This is a genomic window from Pseudomonas sp. PDM19, from assembly GCF_014852215.1.
Lineage (GTDB): Bacteria > Pseudomonadota > Gammaproteobacteria > Pseudomonadales > Pseudomonadaceae > Pseudomonas.
Genome location: NZ_JACVBG010000004.1, coordinates 1 through 22,979, shown reverse-complemented (window position 1 = coordinate 22,979; position 22,979 = coordinate 1). Strand labels below are relative to the sequence as shown.

General features: G+C 65.5%; 22 protein-coding genes. 8 read left to right on the top strand and 14 right to left on the bottom strand.

Going from position 1 to position 22,979, the window contains the following annotated elements:
• Positions 1–35: 35 nt before the first annotated feature.
• The 3 genes from IB273_RS22350 to IB273_RS22340 all read left to right on the top strand — a co-directional run bounded on the left by IB273_RS22350 (position 36) and on the right by IB273_RS22340 (position 4,538).
• A complete protein-coding gene (locus IB273_RS22350) occupies positions 36–968 on the top strand; it encodes a hydrogen peroxide-inducible genes activator (RefSeq protein ID WP_081515145.1) in 933 nt (310 codons plus the stop codon).
• On the top strand, positions 965–3,040 hold the full coding sequence (gene recG, locus IB273_RS22345; RefSeq protein ID WP_151188733.1) for an ATP-dependent DNA helicase RecG: 2,076 nt from the start codon (positions 965–967) through the stop codon (positions 3,038–3,040). The genes IB273_RS22350 and recG overlap by 4 nt, the downstream gene beginning before the upstream one ends.
• Positions 3,041–3,131: 91 nt before the next feature.
• Entirely contained in the window at positions 3,132–4,538 is a 1,407-nt protein-coding gene (locus IB273_RS22340) for an aminoacyl-tRNA deacylase and HDOD domain-containing protein (RefSeq protein WP_192225068.1), read from the top strand.
• An 82-nt stretch (positions 4,539–4,620) separates the two neighbouring features.
• On the opposite strand, the gene IB273_RS22335 is transcribed toward IB273_RS22340, so the two are convergent.
• The 5 genes from IB273_RS22335 to IB273_RS22315 form a co-directional block, all read right to left on the bottom strand.
• On the bottom strand, positions 4,621–5,022 hold the full coding sequence (locus IB273_RS22335; RefSeq protein WP_081515143.1) for a helicase: 402 nt from the start codon (positions 5,020–5,022) through the stop codon (positions 4,621–4,623).
• A 135-nt stretch (positions 5,023–5,157) separates the two neighbouring features.
• Positions 5,158–5,430 (bottom strand): HU family DNA-binding protein, encoded by a 273-nt coding sequence (locus tag IB273_RS22330; protein ID WP_017520695.1) that lies wholly within the window; start codon positions 5,428–5,430, stop codon positions 5,158–5,160.
• A gap of 196 nt (positions 5,431–5,626) precedes the next feature.
• On the bottom strand, positions 5,627–6,781 hold the full coding sequence (locus IB273_RS22325; RefSeq protein WP_081515142.1) for an NAD(P)/FAD-dependent oxidoreductase: 1,155 nt from the start codon (positions 6,779–6,781) through the stop codon (positions 5,627–5,629).
• A gap of 84 nt (positions 6,782–6,865) precedes the next feature.
• Positions 6,866–7,033, bottom strand: a complete 168-nt coding sequence (locus IB273_RS22320) for a rubredoxin (RefSeq protein WP_017520693.1) — start codon at positions 7,031–7,033, stop codon at positions 6,866–6,868.
• 199 nt (positions 7,034–7,232) lie between these two features.
• Positions 7,233–7,400, bottom strand: coding sequence for a rubredoxin (locus tag IB273_RS22315; protein ID WP_015479573.1), 168 nt, complete (start codon positions 7,398–7,400; stop codon positions 7,233–7,235).
• A 235-nt stretch (positions 7,401–7,635) separates the two neighbouring features.
• Between IB273_RS22315 and IB273_RS22310 the strand changes: the two genes are divergently transcribed.
• Entirely contained in the window at positions 7,636–8,175 is a 540-nt protein-coding gene (locus IB273_RS22310; RefSeq protein ID WP_167523300.1) for a chorismate lyase, read from the top strand.
• Between the two features lie 27 nt (positions 8,176–8,202).
• Positions 8,203–9,093: a 4-hydroxybenzoate octaprenyltransferase gene (ubiA, locus tag IB273_RS22305; RefSeq protein WP_081515140.1), complete on the top strand. Its 891-nt coding sequence runs from the start codon at positions 8,203–8,205 to the stop codon at positions 9,091–9,093.
• A 75-nt stretch (positions 9,094–9,168) separates the two neighbouring features.
• Here the strand turns inward: ubiA and IB273_RS22300 are convergent, their stop codons facing one another.
• Positions 9,169–9,534 (bottom strand): hypothetical protein, encoded by a 366-nt coding sequence (locus IB273_RS22300; RefSeq protein WP_192225067.1) that lies wholly within the window; start codon positions 9,532–9,534, stop codon positions 9,169–9,171.
• A 313-nt stretch (positions 9,535–9,847) separates the two neighbouring features.
• Between IB273_RS22300 and phoB the strand changes: the two genes are divergently transcribed.
• From phoB to IB273_RS22285, 3 genes are all read left to right on the top strand, one after another.
• The gene (gene phoB, locus IB273_RS22295) at positions 9,848–10,537 is read left to right on the top strand and encodes a phosphate regulon transcriptional regulator PhoB (RefSeq protein WP_054910046.1); all 690 of its coding nucleotides are present in this window, start codon (positions 9,848–9,850) and stop codon (positions 10,535–10,537) included.
• Between the two features lie 39 nt (positions 10,538–10,576).
• Positions 10,577–11,881, top strand: a complete 1,305-nt coding sequence (phoR, locus tag IB273_RS22290; RefSeq protein ID WP_081515138.1) for a phosphate regulon sensor histidine kinase PhoR — start codon at positions 10,577–10,579, stop codon at positions 11,879–11,881.
• 92 nt (positions 11,882–11,973) lie between these two features.
• On the top strand, positions 11,974–13,314 hold the full coding sequence (locus IB273_RS22285; protein WP_192225066.1) for a hemolysin family protein: 1,341 nt from the start codon (positions 11,974–11,976) through the stop codon (positions 13,312–13,314).
• A 174-nt stretch (positions 13,315–13,488) separates the two neighbouring features.
• Here the strand turns inward: IB273_RS22285 and IB273_RS22280 are convergent, their stop codons facing one another.
• From IB273_RS22280 to IB273_RS22245, 8 genes are all read right to left on the bottom strand, one after another.
• Entirely contained in the window at positions 13,489–14,388 is a 900-nt protein-coding gene (locus IB273_RS22280; RefSeq protein WP_081515136.1) for a peptidoglycan DD-metalloendopeptidase family protein, read from the bottom strand.
• Positions 14,389–14,511: 123 nt separating this feature from the next.
• The gene (locus tag IB273_RS22275; protein WP_081515135.1) at positions 14,512–15,405 is read right to left on the bottom strand and encodes a response regulator; all 894 of its coding nucleotides are present in this window, start codon (positions 15,403–15,405) and stop codon (positions 14,512–14,514) included.
• A 133-nt stretch (positions 15,406–15,538) separates the two neighbouring features.
• Complete coding sequence (phoU, locus tag IB273_RS22270; RefSeq protein WP_045217747.1) at positions 15,539–16,282, bottom strand: phosphate signaling complex protein PhoU; 744 nt, start codon at positions 16,280–16,282, stop codon at positions 15,539–15,541.
• Between the two features lie 85 nt (positions 16,283–16,367).
• Positions 16,368–17,204, bottom strand: coding sequence for a phosphate ABC transporter ATP-binding protein PstB (gene pstB / locus IB273_RS22265; protein WP_081515134.1), 837 nt, complete (start codon positions 17,202–17,204; stop codon positions 16,368–16,370).
• A gap of 52 nt (positions 17,205–17,256) precedes the next feature.
• The gene (gene pstA, locus IB273_RS22260; RefSeq protein WP_151188738.1) at positions 17,257–18,933 is read right to left on the bottom strand and encodes a phosphate ABC transporter permease PstA; all 1,677 of its coding nucleotides are present in this window, start codon (positions 18,931–18,933) and stop codon (positions 17,257–17,259) included.
• A 25-nt stretch (positions 18,934–18,958) separates the two neighbouring features.
• Positions 18,959–20,992, bottom strand: coding sequence for an ABC transporter permease subunit (locus tag IB273_RS22255; RefSeq protein WP_192225392.1), 2,034 nt, complete (start codon positions 20,990–20,992; stop codon positions 18,959–18,961).
• Between the two features lie 395 nt (positions 20,993–21,387).
• Positions 21,388–22,359, bottom strand: coding sequence for a phosphate ABC transporter substrate-binding protein PstS (gene pstS / locus IB273_RS22250; protein WP_024762034.1), 972 nt, complete (start codon positions 22,357–22,359; stop codon positions 21,388–21,390).
• A 233-nt stretch (positions 22,360–22,592) separates the two neighbouring features.
• Positions 22,593–22,826 carry a hypothetical protein gene (locus IB273_RS22245; protein WP_081515131.1) on the bottom strand — a complete coding sequence of 78 codons (234 nt, stop codon included), beginning with the start codon at positions 22,824–22,826 and terminating at the stop codon, positions 22,593–22,595.
• Positions 22,827–22,979 lie beyond the last annotated feature (153 nt).

The window sequence follows — 22,979 nt, the reverse complement described above, 5'->3', positions numbered from 1 at the left end:
GCTATGCTTGGGCCACCTCAACGGACTTAGTCGCCATGACCCTTACCGAACTGCGCTACATCGTCACGCTTGCCCAGGAGCAACACTTCGGCCGCGCCGCGGAGCGCTGCCATGTCAGCCAGCCGACCCTGTCGGTGGGCGTGAAGAAGCTGGAAGACGAGCTCGGCGTACTGATCTTCGAGCGCAGCAAGAGTGCAGTGCGCCTGACCCCGGTCGGCGAAGGCATCGTGGCGCAGGCGCAGAAGGTCCTCGAGCAGGCCCAGGGCATCCGTGAACTGGCCCAGGCCGGCAAGAACCAGCTGACTTCGCCGCTCAAGGTCGGTGCGATCTACACCATCGGCCCGTACCTGTTCCCGCACCTGATCCCGCAGCTGCACCGGGTCGCCCCGCAGATGCCGCTGTACATCGAGGAAAACTTCACCCACATCCTGCGCGACAAGCTGCGCACCGGCGAGCTGGACGCGATCATCATCGCGCTGCCGTTCCAGGAAGCCGACGTGCTGACCCTGCAGCTGTTCGACGAGCCCTTCTATGTGCTGATGCCGGCGGACCACCAATGGACCGCGAAAAAGACCATCGACCCGGAGCTGCTCAACGACAAGAGTCTGCTGCTGCTCGGCGAAGGCCACTGCTTCCGCGACCAGGTGCTCGAAGCCTGCCCGACCACCCACAAGGGCGGCGAAAACAGGCACACCACGGTGGAATCCAGCTCGCTGGAAACCATCCGCCACATGGTCGCCTCCGGCCTTGGCGTGTCGGTGCTGCCGTTCTCCGCCGTGGACAGCCACCACTACGCGCCGGGCGTGCTGGAAGTGCGCCCGTTCAGCGCGCCGGTCCCCTTCCGCACCGTCGCCATCGCCTGGCGCGCGAGCTTCCCGCGCCCGCGCGCCATCGAGGTGCTGGCCGACTCGATCCGCCTGTGCTCGGTCGCCAAGCCGACCGTCAAGGGTGAAGCCGAACCGGCATGACCGATCTGTCGAACGTCCCGGTCACCGCGCTCAAGGGCGTGGGCGCCGCGCTGGAAGAGAAGCTGGCGAAGGTCGGCCTGGAGAATCTCCAGGACATCCTCTTCCACCTGCCGCTGCGCTACCAGGACCGCACCCGCATCACCCCTATCGGCGCCCTGCGTCCGGGGCAGGATGCGGTCGTCGAAGGCGTGGTCTCCGGCTCCGACGTGGTAATGGGCAAGCGGCGCAGCCTGCTGGTGCGCCTGCAGGACGGTACCGGCACCCTGAGCCTGCGCTTCTACCACTTCAGCCAGGCGCAGAAGGAGAACCTCAAGCGTGGCACGCACCTGCGTTGCTACGGTGAGGCTCGCCCCGGCGCTTCGGGCCTGGAGATCTACCACCCCGAATATCGCTCGCTCACCGACGCCGCCGCGGCGCCGGTGGAGCAGACGCTGACGCCGATCTACCCGACCACCGAAGGCCTCACCCAGCAGCGCCTGCGCCAGCTCAGCGAGCAGACCCTGGCGCGCCTGGGCCCGTCGAGCCTGCCGGACTGGCTGCCGGCGGAACTGGCCCGCGACTACCGCCTGGGCCCGCTGGACGAAGCCATCCGCTACCTGCACCGGCCACCGCCGGACGCCGACCTGGAAGAGCTCGCCGAAGGCCGCCACTGGGCCCAGCACCGTCTCGCCTTCGAGGAACTGCTGACTCACCAGCTGTCGCTGCAACGCCTGCGCGAGAGCGTGCGTTCCCAGGCCGCGCCGCAGCTGCCGCCGGCCAAGCGCCTGCCGGCTCTGTACCTGAAGAACCTCGGCTTCAAGCCCACTGGCGCGCAGCAGCGTGTCGGCGCGGAGATCGCCTACGACCTCGCCCAGCCCGAACCCATGCTGCGCCTGGTGCAGGGCGACGTCGGCGCCGGCAAGACCGTGGTCGCCGCCCTCGCCGCCCTGCAGGCGCTGGAAGCCGGCTATCAGGTGGCGCTGATGGCGCCGACCGAGATTCTTGCCGAGCAGCACTTCCTCAACTTCACCAAGTGGCTGCAACCGCTGGGCATCGAAGTCGCCTGGCTGGCCGGCAAGCTCAAGGGCAAGGCCCGCGCCAGCGCGCTGGAACAGATCGCCGGCGGCGCGCCGATGATCGTCGGCACCCACGCGCTGTTTCAGGACGAAGTGAAGTTCAAGCGCCTGGCCCTGGTGATCATCGACGAGCAGCATCGCTTCGGCGTGCAGCAGCGCCTCGCCCTGCGCCAGAAAGGCGTCGACGGCCGGCTCTGCCCGCACCAGCTGATCATGACCGCCACGCCCATCCCGCGGACCCTGGCAATGAGCGCCTACGCCGACCTCGACACCTCGATCCTCGACGAACTGCCGCCCGGCCGCACCCCGGTAAACACCGTACTGGTGGCCGACAGCCGCCGAATCGAAGTGATCGAGCGGGTGCGCGCCGCCTGCGCCGAAGGCCGTCAGGCGTATTGGGTGTGCACGCTGATCGAGGAATCCGAAGAACTCACCTGCCAGGCTGCGGAAACCACTTACGAAGAACTCTCCTCGGCGCTGGGCGAACTGCGCGTCGGCCTGATCCACGGGCGCATGAAGCCGGCGGACAAGGCCGTGGTCATGGAAGCCTTCAAGGAAGGCATGCTGCAGTTGCTGGTCGCCACCACGGTGATCGAGGTCGGCGTGGACGTGCCCAACTCCAGCCTGATGATCATCGAGAACCCCGAGCGCCTGGGCCTGGCTCAGTTGCACCAGTTGCGCGGCCGCGTCGGCCGGGGCAGCGCGGCGAGCCACTGCGTGCTGCTCTACCACCCGCCGCTGTCGCAGATCGGCCGCGAGCGCCTGGGGATCATGCGCGAGACCTGCGACGGCTTCGTCATCGCCGAAAAGGACCTGGAGCTGCGCGGCCCCGGCGAAATGCTCGGCACCCGCCAGACGGGCCTGCTGCAATTCAAGGTGGCCGACCTGATGCGCGACGCCGACCTGCTGCCGGCGGTGCGCGATGCCGCCCAGGCCCTGCTGGCACACTGGCCGCAATCGGTCAGCCCGTTGCTGGCACGCTGGCTGAGACACGGGCAGCAATACGGACAAGTGTGATCTATTTCACTTTCATCGGTCAGTTGACTGCTCGGTCACGCTGACTGCGTGGTTATACTCCGACCCAGCCGTTGATAACCGGATCACATTCATGAGCGACGCCGCACGCGCCCCATCCGACTCCTCGCAGGCCCCAGAGGTCATCCTGCAGCTGCTCGCCAAGCTGGGCATACCGTCTCGCGAAGTCTGCGATGTCACTACGCTTGCGGCCTCGCGCCGGGTACAGGCCAGCCTGCTGGAAGATGCCGTCGGCACCCTGCTGGTGCTGTTCCCGCAAAGCCAGCTGCTGGACCTGAACCGCCTGGCCGAACTCACCGGCCGCAAGCTGGTGGCGGTCAAGCCCGATCGCCTGGAGCGCATGCTCGGCAAGCACCAGCTCGGCCGCCTGCCGGCGCTGCCGCCGCTGACCAGCTCGCCGTGCCTGTATGACGAGCGCCTGCTGCAGGAACCCCAGCTGCTGATCGAGTCCGGCGCAGCCGGCACGTTGCTGGAGATTCCCACCGCGTCCTTCCGCAGCCTGCTGGAGAAAGCCAGCGCGGCGCGCTTCGGCGTGGCGCTGGAATCGATCCGGCCGAACCTCGACCGCCCGGACGACGACCGCAAGGAAATCACCCAGGCCGTGCAGGCGTTCACCGCCCGCCGCATCCAGCAGCGCCTCGAGGAAACCATCGAGATTCCGCCGCTGCCGGAAACCGCACAGAAGATCATCAAGCTGCGCGTCGACCCCAACGCCACCGTGGACGACATCACCGGCGTGGTGGAGACCGACCCGGCGCTGGCCGCGCAGGTCGTCAGCTGGGCGGCCTCGCCCTACTACGCCGCGCCCGGCAAGATCCGCTCGGTGGAGGACGCCATCGTCCGCGTACTGGGCTTCGACCTGGTGATCAACCTCGCCCTGGGCCTGGCCCTGGGCAAGACCCTGAGCCTGCCCAAGGACCAGCCGCAGCACGCCACGCCCTACTGGCACCAGGCGATCTACACCGCCGCGGTGATCGAGGGCCTGACCCGTGCCGTGCCGCGCGCCGAGCGCCCGGAAGCCGGCCTGACCTATCTCGGCGGCCTGCTGCACAGCATTGGCTACCTGGTCCTGGCACACATCTTCCCGCCGCATTTCTCGCTGATCTGCCGGCATCTGGAGGTGAACCCGCACGTCGAGCACAACCTCGTCGAGCAGCACCTGCTGGGCATCACCCGTGAGCAGATCGGCGCCTGGCTGATGCGCACCTGGGACATGCCGGAAGAGATCTACACCGCGCTGCGCTTCCAGCACGACCCGTCCTACGCCGGTGACTGCTCGGCCTACGCCAACCTGGTCTGTCTGGCGACCCGCCTGCTGCGCAACCACGGCATCGGTAGCGGCCCGGAGACCGACATTCCACAGGACCTGCTGGATCGCCTGGACATCCCCCGCGAGAAGGCCGAAGACGCCGTGCGCAAGGTGCTCGACGCCGAAGCGGTGCTGCGCGAGCTGGCCAGCCAGTTCAATCCCGCGCATTGAATGTACCAACGCTGAAGCCGTCGCGATGCAGACATGAAAAAGGCCCCTCGAAGGGGCCTTTTTTCTGTTCGTCGAAAGGGCCTCAGGCGGCTTTCTTGTCGCTGCCCGGCGCGGCTTTCTTCTTCGGCTTGAGGTACTTCACCAGGCCCTGGAACCAGATCACCAGGCCGGGGTTGCCCTGGATCTGGATGTCCTTGTTCTGGATACCCTGCATGAAGGCCAGCTGCGGGTTCTTCGAGGTCATGGTGGCGAAGCCGTAGGCGCCGTCCTTGAAGCCCAGCGCGAAGGCCGGCTGCGGATGGGTGCCGCGACGGGCGCTGACCTTGAGGTCCTTGACGATGTAGTGGCGGGCGACCTTGCCGTCGAGCGTGTGGAGCTGGAACACCAGGTCCTTGCCTTCGAGCTGCTTCTGGAACGCCGGGTTTTCGCGGCTGGCCTTGGCCATCAGGCGACCGAGCATCCACAGGAGTAGACGGAATTTCATGCACAAACCTCGACGTTCGAGACAATAGTCTGCGCATTGTAGCCAGTTTGAAAACGGACTACATCCGGTCTTTTGGAGGGATTATGTAACTGGAGGAGGCAACCCGGAGCCGCTCTGGCTCCGGGTCAGACGCGATCAGTTGACGGCGTCTTTCAGCGCCTTGCCCGGTTTGAAGGCAACGGTATTGCTGGCTTTGATCTTGACCGGCTGGCCGGTTTGCGGGTTCTTGCCGGTACGGGCGCCACGGTGGCGCTGAACGAAGGTACCGAAACCGACAAGGGTAACGCTGTCCTTGCGGTTGAGCGCGCCAGTGATTTCATCCAGCAGCGCGTTCAGCACCTTGTTGGCTTGTTCTTTGGTGAGGTCGGCCTTCTCGGCGATCGCGGCGGCGAGTTCTGGTTTACGCATAAATGCCTCTTTGACGGTTTGTTGTTGTTGTGTCCGTGCTGTCTTCCCAACAGCGCCCAAGGCACCGCAGGCTTGCCGTACAGGCTCTAGGCTGCGGCAGACGGGGGGAGAATGGCACGCCGAAAGCTGGTACGCCAGTATCGTCTGACAATTTGCGGGCACTTTCCCAAGGCAAAAACGCCATTGGCGACGCCTGTCACGCCAGTAGTGCCGGCAACTCCTTGTTCAGGGAGAGTTTTTCGCTCACGGCGGCCCCGGTCAGGGCATAGCCGAGCAATCGACCGGCGGTATCCCGGCAAAGCACCTTGAGGTCCGGGCCAGAGCCTTCCACCCGCCATTCGCCCTCGCTGCCACGCGGCGGCGGCGATACCACCAGCGGGCACACCGGCGTCTTCACGGTCACCGGCATGGCGCCGTAGGCCACCGGCGTCGGTTTGCCGGCCAGGGTCTGCGCGAGCGCGCGGGCACAGGACATCAGCGGCATCACATAGAGCAGGTTGAGGCCGTCGACCTCGGCGCAGTCGCCCAGGGCATAGATGTTGGCGTGGGAGGTGCGCAGTTCGCGGTTCACCATCACGCCGCGATTGATATCCAGGCCGGCGGCGGCGGCCAGGTCGATGCGCGGGCGCAGGCCGACCGCGGAGACGACCAGGTCGCAGGGGATCACCTGGCCATCGGAGAGGTGCGCTTCCAGGGCGTCGCCAGCGCGCACCAGGCTGTTCAGCACCGGGCCGAGGTGGAAGCGCACGCCGAGGCCTTCCAGCCCCTGCTGCACCGCCTGGGCGGCGGCCGGATGGAGCAGGCCGGGCATGACCTGCTCGCAGGGCGCCACCACGTCGAGCTGGTAGCCGCCGCTGGAGAGGTCGTTGGCGAACTCGCAGCCGATCAGGCCGGCGCCCAGCAGCAGCACGCGGCGCTTGCCGGCGGCGGCACTGCGGAAGCGCGCGTAGTCTTCCAGGTCGTTGATCGGGAAGATCAGGTCCTGGGCGTCGCCCTCGACCGGCACTCGAATGGTTTCGGCGCCCCAGGCCAGCACGAGGTCGCGGTAGTGGATCTCTTCCTCGCCGATCCAGATGCGCCGGTGGCCCGGATCGATGCCGGTGACACGGGTATGGGTGAGGATGCGCGCCTTGAGCTGGTCGGCCATGGCGCCCGCCTCGGCCATGGCCAGGCCGTCGGCGTCCTTGTCCTTGGAGAAGCCGGTGGAGAGCATCGGCTTGGAGTAGGAGCGTCCGTCGTCGGCGGTGATCAGCAGCAGCGGCGTCTCGCTGTCCAGCTTGCGCCACTCGCGGGCGAGGTTGTAGCCGGCGAGGCCGGTTCCGATGATCACCAGCGGTGCGTTGTCGCTCATTGCTCTCTCACCTCAAAACACGCCATTTCGTAAAGACGGCACGGCGGCCGTGGGGCCGCCGCATAAATTCGTTCGGGCAGGGGCTCAGGAGATTTCGATCATCTCGAAATCGATCTTGCCCACGCCGCAATCCGGGCACACCCAGTCCGCCGGGATGTCCTCCCAGCGCGTGCCGGGGGCGATGCCCTCGTCCGGCAGGCCCAGTGCCTCGTCGTAGATGAAGCCACAGACCACGCATTGCCATTTGCGCATCAGCCAAGCCCTCCTGCGATTGCCCGGTGAAGCTAACGTATCGGCGCGCACCGGCCAACGGCGGGCGCGACGCCGGGCTCCGTCAGCAGGGTCAACCCGGCGCGCCTCCAGTCTACCGCGTCAGGCGCGGGCTTGCGGGGTGCGCAAACGCAGACGGCGGCCCGAAGGCCGCCGTCGCGGGAATCGATCCGGGCAAGGATCAGCCGATCTCGATCATCTCGAAATCCAGCTTGCCGACGCCGCAATCGGGGCACAGCCAGTCTTCCGGCACGTCTTCCCAGCGGGTACCGGCGGCGATGCCCTCTTCCGGCCAGCCCTTGGTCTCGTCATAGATCAGGCCACAAACCACGCACTGCCACTTCTTCATCAGCTATCACCCTCATGTTCTTGTCGCTTGGACGTCGGTGCATCCAATGTCCGGCTTTGTACTGGCGATGGGCTTGCGGCGCAAGCCCCATGGAAAACGCCGGGCGGCTGGCCAAACCTTTGGTGGGGTCTGGCGTAATGCACTCTTGCGGACAACGCAATCGGCCGCGCAAAGGCGCCATGTTAAGCTGCCGCGTCCCTGGCCAACCGCAGTCCAAGCCGTGCCCGAAGCCGCCCTGATCCATCCGCCCCGCTGGCTCACTTCCGCCCAGTTGCACCCCGCTCCCGCCGCCCAGGTCGTGGACTGGCTGTTCGACGAAGGCTCGCTGACGCGCCGGCTGACGGCTCTCTCCGCCGATAACTTCGCCGTGCAGCCGCTGGCCGAGGGCTGGCACCGCCTGCGTACCGACGAGTGCGCCGCGCTGGGTGTGCCGGACGGCAGCCAGGGCTGGGTTCGCGAGGTCTACCTGAAAGGCCACGGCACACCCTGGGTATTTGCCCGCAGCGTCGCCGCACGCTCGGCGCTGGAAGGCTCGGGCTTCGACCTGCGCCTGCTCGGCACGCGCTCCCTGGGTGAGTTGCTGTTCAGCGACCGCGCCTTCCAGCGCGGCCCCATCGAGGTCTGCCGCTACCCAGCGGCGAGCCTGCCGGCGGAGGTGCGCGCCGAGCGCCTGTGGGGCCGTCGCTCCTGCTTCAGTCGCGACGGCCTGGGCGTGCTGGTCGCCGAGGTTTTCCTGCCATCGCTGTGGCACCGCGTGGAACAACAGCCCGTATAATTCCCGGATCGTTTTCCGGAGGCCGCCATGTTCGTCGCCCTGATCAAACCCCTCGCCCGCCTGCATCCCCGCGCCTGGGACTTCATCCAGCTGACGCGCATGGACAAGCCGATCGGCATCTACCTGCTGCTCTGGCCGACACTGTGGGCGCTGTGGATGGCCAGCGGCGGCGTGCCGAGCGTGAAGAACCTGGTGATCTTCATCCTCGGCACCGTGTTGATGCGCATGGCTGGCTGCGTGATCAACGACTTCGCCGACCGCAAGCTCGACGGCCATGTCGAACGCACCAAGGCGCGCCCGCTGGCGACCGGCAAGATCACCGTGCGCGAGGCCTGGATTGCCTTCTTCACGCTGCTGGGGCTGAGTTTCCTGCTGGTGCTGTGCACCAATGAGCAGACCATCTGGCTGTCCTTCGGCGGCGCAGCGGTAGCGGCGCTCTACCCCTTCATGAAGCGCTACACCTACTACCCGCAGGTGGTGCTGGGCGCGGCGTTCTCCTGGGGTATCCCGATGGCCTTCACCGCGGCCAGCGGCACGCTGCCGGCGGTGGCCTGGCTGCTGTTCTTCGCCAACGTGCTGTGGACAGTCGCGTACGACACCTACTACGCGATGACCGACCGCGAGGACGACCTGAAGATGGGCATGAAGTCCACGGCGATCCTCTTCGGCGACGCCGACCGGGTGATCAACCTGAGCCTGCAGGGCCTGATGCTCCTGCTGCTGATCCTGGCCGGCAACAAGCTGGCGATGCACCTGACTTACTACCTGGGTCTGGCCGTGGCGGCGGGCTGCTTCGCCTGGCAGTTCCACTCGACCCGCGACCGCGAGCCGATGAAGTGCTTCAAGGCCTTCCTGCACAACCACTGGGCGGGGCTGGCGATCTTCCTCGGCACCGTGCTGGACTTCGCCCTGCGCTGATCGGGGCCCCTGCAGGAGCGCACCATGCGCGCGATCGCGGGCGTGGCCCGCTCCTGCAGGGAAATGCGGATCACATCAGGGCTTGGCCATGTGCCAGACGCCCATCTTGCCCTCGCCGGCCATGTCGCCGGCCTTCTTGTCCTGCACGAAGGTGTACAGCGGCTTGCCCTTGTAGGCCCACTGCACGGTGCCGTCTTCGCGCTTGATCATGGTCCAGTCGCCCATCGCCTTGGCGTCAGCTGAGGCCATCAGGGGCGGCCAGTTCTGCGCGCAGCCGCCATTGCACATCGACTTGCCGCCACTGTCCTTGTCGAAGGTGTAGAGCGTCATGCCCTTGGCATCGACCAGCATGCCGTTCTTCTCCATGCCGGGCGCCGCGGCCAGGGCGGACATCGCCGGCAGCATCAGGCCCAGTGCCAGGGCCGGGAATAGCAGTTTCATAAACACTTCTCCTCTGGTGAGGTGGAAACGGCGCGAGCACCGGCGCAAAGGCGGGCGGAAATGCAGGCAGGGCCGGCCAGGGGACGTCGACAACGCACTCACTACCGTCATCGCAAAACTCCGGCAGGCTCTCTGCCGGGCACACCGCCGACCAGGCCGGTGGGTTCCGCTTGTGCCGCGTGGTAAGCGCGCGGCGACCCCATGAGCATAGACGAGCGCTCTGGCACGAGGCTCAGCTACCATCGCGGTGTCACATTCATGAAATATTTCCGTTATCTAATGCGGCGCATTACAGAAATTCTGAGGCCTCAGCATGGTTGGCAAGACAATCCTCATCGTCGATGACGAAGCTCCGATCCGGGAAATGATCGCCGTGGCCCTGGAGATGGCCGGCTACGAATGTCTGGAGGCCGACAGCGCCCAGACGGCTCACGCGGTGATCGTCGACCGCAAGCCGGACCTGATCCTGCTCGACTGGATGCTCCCGGGCACCTCCGGCATCGAACTGGCCCGCCGCCTCAAGCGCGACGAGCTGACCTCGGCGATCCCGATCATCATGCTCACCGCCAAGGGCGAAGAGGACAACAAGATCCAGGGTCTGGAAGTCGGCGCGGATGACTACATCACCAAGCCCTTCTCCCCGCGCGAACTAGTTGCCCGCCTGAAGGCCGTGCTGCGCCGCACCGGCGCCGGCGACAGCGAAACGCCGATCGAAGTCGGCGGCCTGATGCTCGATCCGATCAGCCACCGCGTGACCATCGACGGCAAGCCCGCCGAGATGGGCCCGACCGAATACCGCCTGCTGCAGTTCTTCATGACCCACCAGGAGCGCGCCTACACCCGCGGCCAGCTGCTGGACCAGGTCTGGGGCGGCAACGTCTACGTCGAGGAGCGCACCGTCGACGTGCACATCCGCCGTCTGCGCAAGGCCCTGGGCGAGGTATACGAAAATCTGGTTCAGACCGTGCGCGGCACCGGGTATCGTTTCTCGACCAAAAGCTGACCCGGCTTCTCATCTGGCGGGCACAAGGAACGGAATTTCGTGACCCAGAACTGGAGTGGCGTGCTGATACGCCACCTGCTGCTAGTCGTAGCCGCCGGCGCGCTGCTCGGCCTGATCACCGGCCAGTACGGCTGGGCCATCGCCGTGGCGCTGGCGGGCTATCTCGGCTGGTCGACCTGGCAGCTGCTGCGCCTGCACAAGTGGCTGAAGAACCACCAGCCCGATGAAGCCCCGCCCGATGGCTACGGCCTGTGGGGCGAGGTGTTCGACAGCATCTACCACCTGCAGCGACGCAACCAGCGCGCCCGCGGGCGCCTGCAGGCGGTGATCGACCGCATGCAGGAATCCACCGCGGCGCTGCGCGACGGCATGATCCTGCTCGACCGCGACGGCAACCTGGAATGGTGGAACCAGTCCGCCGAGCGCCTGCTGGGCCTGAAGAGCCCACAGGACGGCGGCCAGCCGGTGACCAACCTGGTGCGCCATCCGCGCTTCAAGGAATATTTCGAGGGCGAGGACTACCGCGAACCGCTGGAGCTCTCCTCGCCGATCAACGACAACCTGCGCCTGCAGTTCCACATCACCCTCTATGGCGCCGGCGAGCACCTGATGCTGGTGCGCGACGTGACCCGCGTCCATCAACTGGAGCAGATGCGCAAGGACTTCGTCGCCAACGTCTCCCACGAACTGCGCACGCCATTGACGGTGATCGCCGGCTACCTGGAGACGCTGCTGGATAACGTCGAGGACGTGAACCCGCGCTGGACCCGCGCGCTGCAGCAGATGCAGCAGCAGGCCGGGCGCATGCAGAACCTGCTCAACGACCTGCTCCTGCTGGCCAAGCTGGAAGCCACCGACTACCCGGCGGACAACAAGCCGGTGGCGGTGGACCTGATGCTGCTGTCGATCCGCAACGACGCCCAGGCGCTGTCCGGCGCGCGCAGCCATCGCATCAGCCTGGAGGCGGATTCGAAGGTCAAGCTCAAGGGCAGCGAGGCCGAACTGCGCAGCGCCTTCTCCAACCTGGTGTTCAACGCCGTGAAGTACACCCCCGAGGAAGGCGAGATCCGCATTCGCTGGTGGGCCGACGAGCAAGGCGCGCACCTCGCCGTGCAGGACAGCGGTATCGGCATCGATCCCAAGCACCTGCCACGCCTGACCGAGCGCTTCTATCGCGTCGACTCCAGCCGCAATGCCAGCACCGGCGGCACCGGCCTGGGCCTGGCAATCGTCAAGCACGTGCTGCTGCGCCACCGCGGCACCCTGGACATCAGCAGCGTGCCGGGCAAGGGCAGCAGCTTCACCTGCCATTTCCCGCCGCAGCAGATCGAGAGCCGCGCATAACGGTGTCCGACTTCGACTCTGGTATAGACGGGCTTGCCAGCCAGGCCCCGCGAACCGCATTCTTGTCCGTCCATTCTTGAACCAACAGAACCATGGACCCTTCCCCTAGTAGCAACTTCCTCACCTATTTCGCCGATTTCGGCCTGATCCTGTTCGCCCTGTTCCTCGTCGTGCTCAACGGTTTCTTCGTCGCCGCCGAGTTCGCCATGGTCAAGCTGCGCTCGACCCGCGTGGAGACCATCGCCAACCAGCACGGCTGGCGCGGCACCATCCTGCGCAAGGTGCACAACCAGCTCGACGCCTACCTCTCCGCCTGCCAGCTGGGCATCACCCTCGCCTCACTGGGCCTGGGCTGGGTCGGCGAGCCGGCCTTCGCCGAGCTGCTGGAGCCCTTGCTGGCCGCGGTCGGCGTGCACTCCGAGGAAGTCATCCGCGGCGTGTCGTTCTTCACTGCGTTCTTCATCATCTCCTACCTGCACATCGTGGTCGGCGAGCTGGCGCCCAAGTCCTGGGCAATCCGCAAGCCGGAGCTGCTGTCGCTGTGGACGGCGGTGCCGCTGTACCTGTTCTACTGGGCGATGTACCCGGCGATCTGGCTGCTCAACGCCAGCGCCAACACCATCCTGAAGATTGCCGGGCAAGGCGAGCCGGGCCCTCACCACGAGCACCACTACAGCCGTGACGAGCTCAAGCTGATCCTGCACTCCAGCCGCGCCCACGACCCCAGCGACCAGGGCATGCGCGTGCTGGCCTCGGCAGTGGAGCTGGGCGAGCTGGAAGTGGTGGACTGGGCCAACTCCCGCGAGGACCTGGTCTTCCTGGAGCGCAGCGCCCCGCTGGACGACATCCTCGCCACCATTCGCCGCCACAAGTACAGCCGCTACCCGGTGTACGACAGCGAGAATGGCGAGTTCATCGGCCTGCTGCACATCAAGGACCTGCTGCTGGCCCTGGCCACGCTGGACAGCCTGCCGGAGTCCTTCGACCTCGACGAGCTGACCCACCCGCTGGAAATGGTCACCAAGCACCTGCCGCTGGCCCGCCTGCTGGAGCAGTTCCGCCAGGGCGGCTCGCACTTCGCGCTGGTGGAGGAAGCCGACCACAAGGTCGTCGGCTACCTGACCATGGAAGACGTGCTGGAAGTGCTGGTCGGTGACATCCAGGACGAACACCGCAAGGCCGAGCGCGGCATCGTCGCCTACCAGCCCGGCAAGCTGCTGGTGCGCGGCGACACGCCACTGTTCAAGCTGGAACGCCTGCTGGGCCTGGACCTGGACCACGTCGAGGCGGACACCCTCGCCGGCCTGGTCTACGACACCCTCAAGCGAGTGCCGGAAGAAGAGGAAGTGCTGGATACCGAAGGTCTGCGCATCATCGTGAAGAAGATGAAAGGCCCGAAGATTGTCCTCGCCAAGGTGGTGAAGCTCGACTGAGTCTTTTGCCCTGAATGAAAAAGGCTGCCCCCGGGCAGCCTTTTTCGTTGGCAAATGCTCGACTGCAGGAGCGCGCCATGCGCGCGATCGCGGGCATGGCCCGCTCCTACAGGTCTGCGCCATGCGTCATGGGCATGCAGTAAAGCGTGCCCACGCGGACGCGAAAGAAGCGAATCAGTTGCCCTTCACCACCGCGAAATTCGGCAGCGTATCCACCGGCTGGGAGAAGTCGTAGGGAATCGACTCCAGCGCCAGGCCGACGTTGCGCTGCACCACGAAGTGCAGGTGCGGGCCGCTGCTATTGCCGGTGTTGCCCGACTGCGCCAGCGGCGTGCCGGTACCAACGCGCTGGCCCTCGCGCACCAGCACCGAGCCGCGCATCAGGTGCAGGTACACACCCATGGTGCCGTCGTCATGCAGTATCCGCACGAAGTTGCCGGAGGGGTTCTTGCCGCGCCCGCTCTGGCCGTTCTCGACCTTCACCACGGTACCGCCGCGCGCCGCGATGATCGGCGTGCCTACCGGCATGGCGATATCCATGGCATAGCGGCCCTTGGGCGTGAAGTGGCTGTAGCGGCCATTGGCGCCCTGGGTCAGGCGGAACGGCCCGCCGGTCCATGGCAGCGCGTACTGGTAGGACAACGGCGTCAGTCGCGGATCGCCCAGCGCATAGCGCAGCTTGGGCTTGTAGCGCAGCGGCCTGGCGGGATCGAGCGGCGCCAGGGTGGCGAGGCGAATCGAGCTGCGCGGCGGCAGCACCCAGCGGATCGGCCGCTCCGGCGCGCCCACGGCGTTCTGCACACCGGTCACGCTCAGCTCGACTTCCACCGGTGCGTACAGGTCGTTGCGCACCTGCAGGGTCTCGCCGCCGGCGTGCTTCTTCGTCTCCAGCTTCACCTGTTCTTCCAGGTGCTCGACCATGCGATCGCGGAAAACGAAGACAGCCGCACCCGCCACGGCCTTGTCCGTGTAGGTGACCACGCCATTGGCGTCGGTGTACTTGTAGATGGTCACGGCCGAAGCCGTCCCGGATGCGGCCAGAAGACCGCACAGGAGGATACTGCGCCCTAGCATGTCGACTCTGGTTATAGGTATGGCGACGCTGGCAAGACTAGCAGCGTCGCCCGTGTGTCGCGACCTGCCGCCGGTCGGCCTGTGAAACAGTCCCGGTTGCCGGCGGGCGGATTTGTAACCGGATCAGGCGCCGGGCACGTAGTGCTTCTGCGAGCTGCCGCGGGCGATCAGGCGGGACAGGTAGTCGAGCTTCTGCGGGTCGCGGTCGACGAAGCGGAAGGTCAGTTGCAGCCACTCGCTGTCCGGCTTGGGCTCCAGCGCTGCCACGGCATGCAGGTAGCCGTTGAGGCGGGCGACGTCGCTGTCTTCTTCCAGGTCCAGCACGGCGCTTTCCAGCACCTGGGGCAGCGGCGTACCGCGCTTCACCACCAGCAGCGCTTCCTTGAGGCTGAGCGCCTTGATCACACAGGGCAGGCTCGCCGAGGGCAGGCGCAGCTGGCCTTGCTGACCCTTGGCGCCACTGCGGGCGGCCGGAGCGGCGGCAGCCGGTGCCGGAGCCGCCGGGCGCGGCGCAGCGGGCGCGGCCGCCGGGCGTACTACCTCGGCCTTGCCGCCGGTGAGAGCAGCCAGGGAGTCATTGGGCATGGAGCCGACCAGGCTGCGCTGCGGCGCCTGGGCCGCGAGGGCTTCCAGCTTGCCGGCGCGCGACAGCGCCTTCTTCACCTTGCTCACCAGCTGGTCGTTGGAGAACGGCTTGCCGATGAAGTCGGAGACGCCGGCCTGGATGGCCTGCACCACGTTGTCCTTGTCGCCGCGGCTGGTGACCATGATGAAGGGCGTGGTCTTCAGGTGGTCCTGCTCGCGGCACCAGGTAAGCAGCTCGATACCCGACAGCTCAGGCATCTCCCAGTCGCAGAGGATCAGGTCCACGGCCTGGCGCGCGAGGAACTGCTGCGCCTTGCGGCCGTTGACCGCTTCTTCGATCTGCAGACCGGGGAAATGGTCCCGCAGTCCCTTCTTCACCAGGTCACGGATGAACGGAGCGTCATCCACGACCAGCACACTGACCTTGCCCATCGGCATCTCCCGAAAACGATAGGGCGAAGGATAGCCTTGCCGGGTGGCTACATGCCATTGGTGAGGGACCGCTCGGCCATAAAATGACGAACCCGGCGCGATGGCCGGGTCCGTTCTGGTACGGGCGTCTGGCTTATTCGGCCTTGTCGGCCTTGCCAGCGGTGCCCTGCACCTCTTCCTTCATGCGAGTCAGGCCGATGTGGCGGACGTCGGTGCCGCGCACCAGGTAGATCACCAGTTCGGCGATGTTGCGCGCGTGGTCGCCGATGCGCTCCAGCGAACGCAGCGCCCAGATGACGTTGAGCACGCGGGAGATGGCACGCGGGTCTTCCATCATGTAGGTGACCAGCTCGCGCAGGGCGGTCTTGTATTCGCGGTCGACGGTCTTGTCGTACTGCGCAACCGACAGTGCGAGGTCGGCGTCGAAACGGGCGAAGGCGTCCAGCGCCTCCTGCACCATCTTGCGCACCTGGTTGCCGATGTGGCGCACCTCGACGTAGCCGCGCGGCGACTCGCCTTCCTCGCACAGCTGAATGGCGCGGCGGGCGATCTTCGAGGCTTCGTCGCCGATGCGCTCGAGGTCGATCACCGACTTGGAGATGCTGATGATCAGGCGCAGGTCGGAGGCAGCCGGCTGGCGGCGGGCGAGGATGCGCAGGCATTCCTCGTCGATGTTGCGCTCCATCTGGTTGATCTGGTCGTCGATCTCGCGCACCTGCTGGGCCAGGCCCGAGTCGGCGTCGATCAGCGCGTTGACCGCGTCGTTGACCTGCTTCTCCACCAGGCCGCCCATGGCCAGCAGGTGGCTGCGCACATCTTCCAGTTCGGCGTTGAACTGCTGCGAGATGTGGTGGGTGAGGCTTTCTTTGTTGATCATGTTCGCTCCGCGAAAGCCGCAGGCGCCGGGCCGCTGGCTTGTGATGTTCTCCGGGAAGTTCTACCGCGCACGCAATACCGCGAGACTAGCCGTAGCGACCGGTGATGTAGTCTTCGGTCTGCTTCTTGGCCGGGTTGGTGAACAGGGTATCGGTATCGCCGAACTCGATCAGCTTGCCCATGTACATGAACGCCGTGTAGTCGGAGACACGTGCGGCCTGCTGCATGTTGTGGGTCACGATGACGATGGTGAACTTGGATTTCAGCTCGTAGATCAGCTCTTCGATCTTCAGGGTGGAGATCGGGTCCAGTGCCGAGCAGGGTTCGTCGAGCAGCAGGACTTCCGGCTCCACGGCGATGGTGCGGGCAATGACCAGACGCTGCTGCTGGCCACCGGAGAGGCCGAGGGCGGATTCGTGCAGGCGATCCTTCACTTCATCCCACAGGGCAGCGCCCTTGAGCGCCCACTCGACGGCTTCGTCGAGAACGCGCTTCTTGTTGATGCCCTGGATGCGCAGGCCGTACACCACGTTCTCGTAGATGCTCTTGGGGAACGGGTTGGGCTTCTGGAACACCATGCCGACGCGGCGACGCAGTTCGGCGACGTCGACGTTCTTGGCGAAGATGTTGTGGCTGTCCAGGAGGATCTCGCCCTTCACGTTGCAGCCATCGACCAGGTCGTTCATGCGGTTGAAGCAACGCAGCAGGGTCGACTTGCCGCAGCCGGACGGGCCGATGAAGGCGGTCACGCGCTGCTTGGGAATGTTCATGCTGACGTCGAACAGCGCCTGCTTTTCGCCGTAGAACAGGCTCAGGCCGGGCACTTCGAGGGCGACGGTCTCGCTTTCCAGGTTCATGCCATGGCGGTCGCCGCGGCCGAGCGCGCCGATATCGATGCCGTGGGATGCGGTGTCATGTTGCATGTTCAGTCTCCTTGGGAGGCCAGGCGGCGGGCACGGCCCGCCGCCTGCAGAATCAGTTTTCCAGCGCCTTGTACTTTTCGCGCAGGCGGTTACGAATGGCGATGGCCGAGAAGTTCAGCAGGGCGATCACCATCACCAGCAGCAGCGCGGTGGCGTACACCAGCGGGCGCGCGGCCTCGACGTTCGGGCTCTGGAAGCCGACGTCATAGATGTGGAAGCCCAGGTGCATGATCTTCTGGTCCAGGTGCACGTACGGGTAGTTGCCGTCCACCGGCAGCGCCGGAGCCAGCTTCACCACGCCCACCAGCATCAGCGGCGCCACTTCACCGGCGGCACGGGCCACGGCGAGGATCAGGCCGGTCATCATCGCCGGGCTGGCCATCGGCAGGACCACTTTCCACAGGGTCTCGGCCTTGGTTGCGCCCAGGGCGAGGGAGCCTTCTCGGGTGGCCCGCGGGATGCGCGCCAGGCCTTCTTCGGTGGCCACGATCACCACCGGCACCGCGAGGATGGCGAGGGTCAGCGAGGCCCAGAACAGCCCCGGCGTGCCGAAGGTCGGCGCCGGCAGGGCTTCGGGGAAGAACATCCGGTCGAGCGAGCCGCCCAGCACGTAGACGAAGAAGCCCAGGCCGAACACGCCGTAGACGATCGCCGGAACACCCGCGAGGTTGTTCACCGCGATGCGGATGATGCGGGTCAGCAGGCCCTGGCGGGCGTACTCGCGCAGGTAGACGGCAGCGATCACACCGAACGGGGTGACGATCACGGCCATCACCAGGGTCATCATCACGGTGCCGAAGATGGCCGGGAAGATACCGCCCTCGGTGTTGGCTTCACGCGGGTCATCGCTGAGGAATTCCCACAGCTTCTTGAAGTAGAAGCTCAGTTTGGTGGCCACGCCCATCTGGTTCGGCTGGTAGGCATGCACCAGCTTGCCGACGCTGATTTCGGTCTGCTGGCCGGTGGCGTCGCGCATGACGATGCTGTCGCGGTTGAACTCCTGGTGCAGGCCGTTGAGCTGTTCTTCCAGCACCTTGTACTGGGCGTTCAGCTCGGCGCGGCCGGCGGCGATGTCGGCCTCGGCGGTGGCATCCAGCTTGTTGTTCAGCTGCAGGCCACGTTCCTTGAGGCGCAGGCGCTCCAGACCATGGTTGATGCCGCCAATGTCCTTCTTCTCCAGCCGGTACAGCTTGCTGTAGAGCTCATCAACGCGCTTGAGACGGGTCTGCAGCTCGGCCATGGCGCCCGGACCTTCGGCAACCACCTTGCCGTTTTCCTTCACGCTCAGCAGGTAGCCATAGAAGTTGCCCCACTCGCGGCGCTCCAGGGTGACCAGGTCTGCCGGGTGACGACGGTCGGTCAGCCACTCGCCGATCACCCAGGAGAAGTCGCTGCCGTAGAGGTCACGGTTGCCCAGCTTGAGCAGTTCGCGGGTCATGAACTCCGGACCATTGTCCGGCACCGGCAGACCGGCGCCGCGCAGACGTTCGCGCGGCACCTGCTCGACCTGGACTTCTTCGCCGATCAGGGTCTTGGGCGCTTCACCGGGGACGGTGTAGGTCGCTTCGATCACATCCGCCGGCCAGAAGTGGCCGAGACCGCGCACGGCGATCACGGCGAGCAGGCCGATGGTCATGATCACGGCGATGGACACCGCACCCGCGTTCATCCACACCCAGGGAGAACCGCTGGCAAACCACGCTTTGACGGATTCCTGTTTCTGTTTCACGGAACGTAGCCTCGTCGGGCGTCGCTTAGAGCGACGCGTATTTCTTGCGCAGGCGCTGACGGATCAGCTCTGCCAGGGTGTTCATCACGAAGGTGAAGGACAGCAGGACCAGTGCCGAGAGGAACAGCACGCGGTAGTGAGTGCCGCCCACCTCCGACTCGGGCATTTCCACCGCGACGTTCGCCGCGAGGGTGCGCATGCCCTGGAAGATGTTCACGTCCATGACCGGGGTGTTGCCGGTGGCCATCAGCACGATCATGGTCTCGCCCACGGCGCGGCCCATGCCGATCATCAGCGCGGAGAAGATGCCCGGGCTGGCGGTCAGGATCACCACGCGGGTCAGCGTCTGCCAGGGCGTGGCGCCCAGGGCCAGGGAGCCGTAGGTCAGGCTGCGCGGCACGCTGAAGATGGCGTCTTCGGCGATGGAGAAGATGTTCGGGATCACCGCGAAGCCCATGGCCAGGCCCACTACCAGAGCGTTGCGCTGGTCGTAGGTGATGCCCAGGTCATGGCTGATCCACAGGCGCATGTCGCCGCCGAAGAACATGGTCTCCAGGTGCGGGCTCATCCACAGGGCGAAGGCGCCGGTGGCGAGGACCACGGGGATCAGGATCGCCGCTTCCCAGCCGGCCGGCAGGCTCAGGCGGATGCGCTCAGGCAGACGGCTCCAGATCAGGCCGGCAGCGAGGATACCCAGCGGGGTAAGCAGTAGCAGGCTGAAGATGCCCGGCAGGTGGCCTTCGACGTACGGCGCCAGGAACAGGCCGGCGAAGAAGCCGAGGATCACGGTCGGCAGCGCTTCCATCAGCTCGATCACCGGCTTCACCTTGCGGCGCATGCCCGGAGCCATGAAGTAGGCGGTGTAGACGGCGGCGGCGATGGCCAGAGGAGCAGCGAGGATCATCGCGTAGAACGCGGCCTTCAGGGTACCGAAGGTCAGCGGCGACAGGCTCAGCTTGGGCTCGAAGTCGGTGGTCGCGGCGGTGGACTGCCAAACGTAGGACGGCTTGTCGTAGCTCTCGTACCAGACCTTGCCCCACAGCGCGCTGAATGACACTTCCGGGTGCGGGTTGCTCAGGCTGAAGCGACGCAGCTCACCGCCCTGCTCGAGGATCAGTCGGTTGGCGCGCGGCGACAGGGCCATCGGGCCGGCGGAGGGCGCGACGTTCTCCACCAGCAGCGTACGGTGCGCGGTGCTGTGGAAAATGCCCAGGTTGCCCTGCTTGTCGATGGCCAGGAAGCCCTTGCGGCGCTGCTCCGGCGCGATGCTGGAGATCGGCTGGTCGCCCAGCTTGAAATCACGCACGTGGGACAGGCGCGGTTCGCCGTCTTCGCCACGGGCCATGAACCACTGGCTGATGCCGCCCTTGGAGTCGCCGACCATCAGCGAGATGCCACCCAGCAGCTGGCTGCTGGCAGTCACTTCGGCGGACGCGTCATCCAGCAGCTTGTAGCGGCCGTTGAGCTGGTGGGAGTTCAGGTCGAACACGTCGGCCTGGGCGCGGCCATTGAGCACATAGAGCCACTGCTTGCGCGGGTCCATGTAGATGGCCTTCACCGGATCGGCGATCTGCGGCAGGTTGATGCGTTCTTCCTGCAGGGTGCTCTCGCCGGTCAGCATGTTTTCCTGCTGAGTCAGGCCGAGCAGGAGCATCTCGCTGCCGGTGGACGCGGCCAGCAACAGGCTGTCGTCACCCGAGACGATCGCCACGTGCTCCAGCGGACGGCCCTGGGGATCCAGGTTCATCGGCGCTTCGCCGTAGGGATAGTCGATGTGCGGGGTGATGGTCTTCTTGTTGTCCGGGTAGGTGACCTTGTAGTTGTGCTTGAACACCAGCACCTGGCCGTTGGACAGGCCCAGCGCGACGGTCGGATGACCCGGCTGGTCCTCGGCGATGGAGGTGACGCTGGTGCCGGCGGGCAGCTTCAGCGCAACGCGGTCCATCTCGTCGCCTTTCTTGGCGTCGAAGAACACCACTTCGCCGTTGGCGGCGACGCGCATGCCCACCATGTTCTGCTCTTCGATGCTCAGCAGCAGCGGCGCCTGGGCCGTTTTCAGCCAGGTCGGAGCGAGGGGGTCACGCGCCTCCAGTTCGGCGCCGCGGAACAGCGGCAGCACGACGTAGGCGAGGTAGAAGAAGATCAGGGTAATGGCAGCCAGCACGGCGAGCCCGCCGACCAGGACGTACCAACGGGTCAGTCGATCCTTGAGCGCCCGGATACGGCGCTTGCGCTGCAGGGCAGGCGTATTGAAATCGATCCGCTCGGGGAGAGAAGAAGTCATCGGGGAGTTGGCCATGTCGTTCATGGAGTGACACCCTAGCGGCCCTATATGACAGAAAGATGACATGGAGGTGACGCGACAAAGCCCGCCAGCAGAGCCATGCTGGCGGGCTCGGTCGAGTAAGCGTCAGCCCATGCCGGGCGGAGATCTCCGCCCGGTTGAAGGGCTGATTACAGACCCAGGTCCTTGATCGCTTTTTCGGCGACTTTGGACGGCAGCGGGATGTAGCCGTCTTTCACGACAACCTGCTGGCCGGTCTTGGAGAGCACCATCTTCAGGAACTGGGCTTCCAGCGGGTTCAGCGGCTTGTTTGGCGCCTTGTTGACGTAGACGTAGAGGAAACGCGACAGCGGGTAGGTGCCGTTCAGGGCATTCGCCTCGTTGTCTTCGATGAACTCGCCGCCTTCCTTCTTGGCCAGGGCAACGGTCTTCACGCTAGCGGTCTTGTAACCGATACCGGAGTAGCCAACGCCGTTCAGGGACTGGCTGACCGACTGAACCACGGAAGCCGAACCCGGCTGCTCGTTCACGTTCGGCTTGTAGTCGCCTTTGCACAGGGCTTCTTCCTTGAAGTAGCCGTAGGTGCCGGAGACGGAGTTGCGACCGAACAGCTGGACGGGCTTGTTGGCCCAGTCGCCGGTCAGGCCCAGGTCACCCCAGGTCTTCACTTCCGACTTGCCGCCGCACAGGCGGGTGGAGGAGAAGATGGCGTCGACCTGTTGCATGGTCAGACCCTTGATGGGGTTGTCCTTGTGCACGAAGATCGCCAGGGCATCCACGGCAACCGGAACAGCGGTCGGCTTGTAGCCGTACTTCTGTTCGAAGGCCTGCAGCTCGACGTCCTTCATCTTGCGGCTCATGGGACCTAAGTTGGCGGTGCCTTCGGTCAGAGCCGGCGGCGCGGTGGAGGAACCGGCGGCCTGGATCTGCACGTTAACGTTCGGGTACAGGCGCTTGTACTCTTCCGCCCACATGGTCATCAGGTTGGCCAGAGTGTCGGAACCGACGCTCGACAGGTTGCCCGACACACCGCTGGCTTTCTGGTAGTCCGGCAGGGCCGGATCGATCGCGGCTACCGCACTGGCGGTGCCTACGCCTGCAGCGACAAAAGTCAGGGCCGCCATCAAACGCTTGAGTTTCATGCCTTGCTCCTTAAGGAGAATGGGGTTGGATGGAACGGGGGCCAGTATCGGCAGGCCGCATGAAGACTCTATGACTGGAATGTGACAGTTGGATGAAATGCCATCAGTGTGGCAGCAGAGGCTTTGTAACAGGAACACCGCTACCCGCAGGAAAGGGAGAATAACGCTGAAATGGCTGTTCTAGAGGGCTATGAGCCCTGCTCTCAGCTAAGGCGGCAAGTATTTGCAGGCGCTCATCCGGCCATGATCATGGCGACGAGGAAGCAGCCCATGCACACCAGGTAAGGCAGCAGAAGCCATTTATAGATACCGTGCCGGCGCCCTAGAAAGAAGCCGAAACCCGGGATGATCAGGGCGAGAATCGCAGCTGGCCCTGCCCGCGCCACGAGCAGGCAGAAGGCGAGCAGCTGACCGACGCTCAGGCTCAGAACACCCAGCAGGATGAAGGTAGAAATCAACGTTTCCATGTCGAACGGCGTCCTTTTTCGCGCCACAAAAGCAAAACCCCCGGCCAGCGATGCTGACCAGGGGTCTTGGGATAGGAGCTTGACGATGACCTACTCTCACATGGAGAAACTCCACACTACCATCGGCGATGCGTCGTTTCACTACTGAGTTCG

Coding starts and splice junctions, on each gene's coding strand:
- pstB (WP_081515134.1), bottom strand. CDS start 17,204: ATGCAACATGACACCGCATCCCACGGCATCGATATCGGCGCGCTCGGC.
- IB273_RS22320 (WP_017520693.1), bottom strand. CDS start 7,033: ATGCGCAAATGGCAATGCGTGGTCTGTGGCTTCATCTACGACGAGGCA.
- ubiA (WP_081515140.1), top strand. CDS start 8,203: ATGTTCGTCGCCCTGATCAAACCCCTCGCCCGCCTGCATCCCCGCGCC.
- IB273_RS22340 (WP_192225068.1), top strand. CDS start 3,132: ATGAGCGACGCCGCACGCGCCCCATCCGACTCCTCGCAGGCCCCAGAG.
- phoB (WP_054910046.1), top strand. CDS start 9,848: ATGGTTGGCAAGACAATCCTCATCGTCGATGACGAAGCTCCGATCCGG.
- IB273_RS22335 (WP_081515143.1), bottom strand. CDS start 5,022: ATGAAATTCCGTCTACTCCTGTGGATGCTCGGTCGCCTGATGGCCAAG.
- IB273_RS22275 (WP_081515135.1), bottom strand. CDS start 15,405: ATGGGCAAGGTCAGTGTGCTGGTCGTGGATGACGCTCCGTTCATCCGT.
- recG (WP_151188733.1), top strand. CDS start 965: ATGACCGATCTGTCGAACGTCCCGGTCACCGCGCTCAAGGGCGTGGGC.
- IB273_RS22285 (WP_192225066.1), top strand. CDS start 11,974: ATGGACCCTTCCCCTAGTAGCAACTTCCTCACCTATTTCGCCGATTTC.
- pstS (WP_024762034.1), bottom strand. CDS start 22,359: ATGAAACTCAAGCGTTTGATGGCGGCCCTGACTTTTGTCGCTGCAGGC.
- IB273_RS22245 (WP_081515131.1), bottom strand. CDS start 22,826: ATGGAAACGTTGATTTCTACCTTCATCCTGCTGGGTGTTCTGAGCCTG.
- IB273_RS22325 (WP_081515142.1), bottom strand. CDS start 6,781: ATGAGCGACAACGCACCGCTGGTGATCATCGGAACCGGCCTCGCCGGC.
- phoU (WP_045217747.1), bottom strand. CDS start 16,282: ATGATCAACAAAGAAAGCCTCACCCACCACATCTCGCAGCAGTTCAAC.
- IB273_RS22350 (WP_081515145.1), top strand. CDS start 36: ATGACCCTTACCGAACTGCGCTACATCGTCACGCTTGCCCAGGAGCAA.
- IB273_RS22280 (WP_081515136.1), bottom strand. CDS start 14,388: ATGCTAGGGCGCAGTATCCTCCTGTGCGGTCTTCTGGCCGCATCCGGG.
- IB273_RS22330 (WP_017520695.1), bottom strand. CDS start 5,430: ATGCGTAAACCAGAACTCGCCGCCGCGATCGCCGAGAAGGCCGACCTC.
- IB273_RS22315 (WP_015479573.1), bottom strand. CDS start 7,400: ATGAAGAAGTGGCAGTGCGTGGTTTGTGGCCTGATCTATGACGAGACC.
- IB273_RS22300 (WP_192225067.1), bottom strand. CDS start 9,534: ATGAAACTGCTATTCCCGGCCCTGGCACTGGGCCTGATGCTGCCGGCG.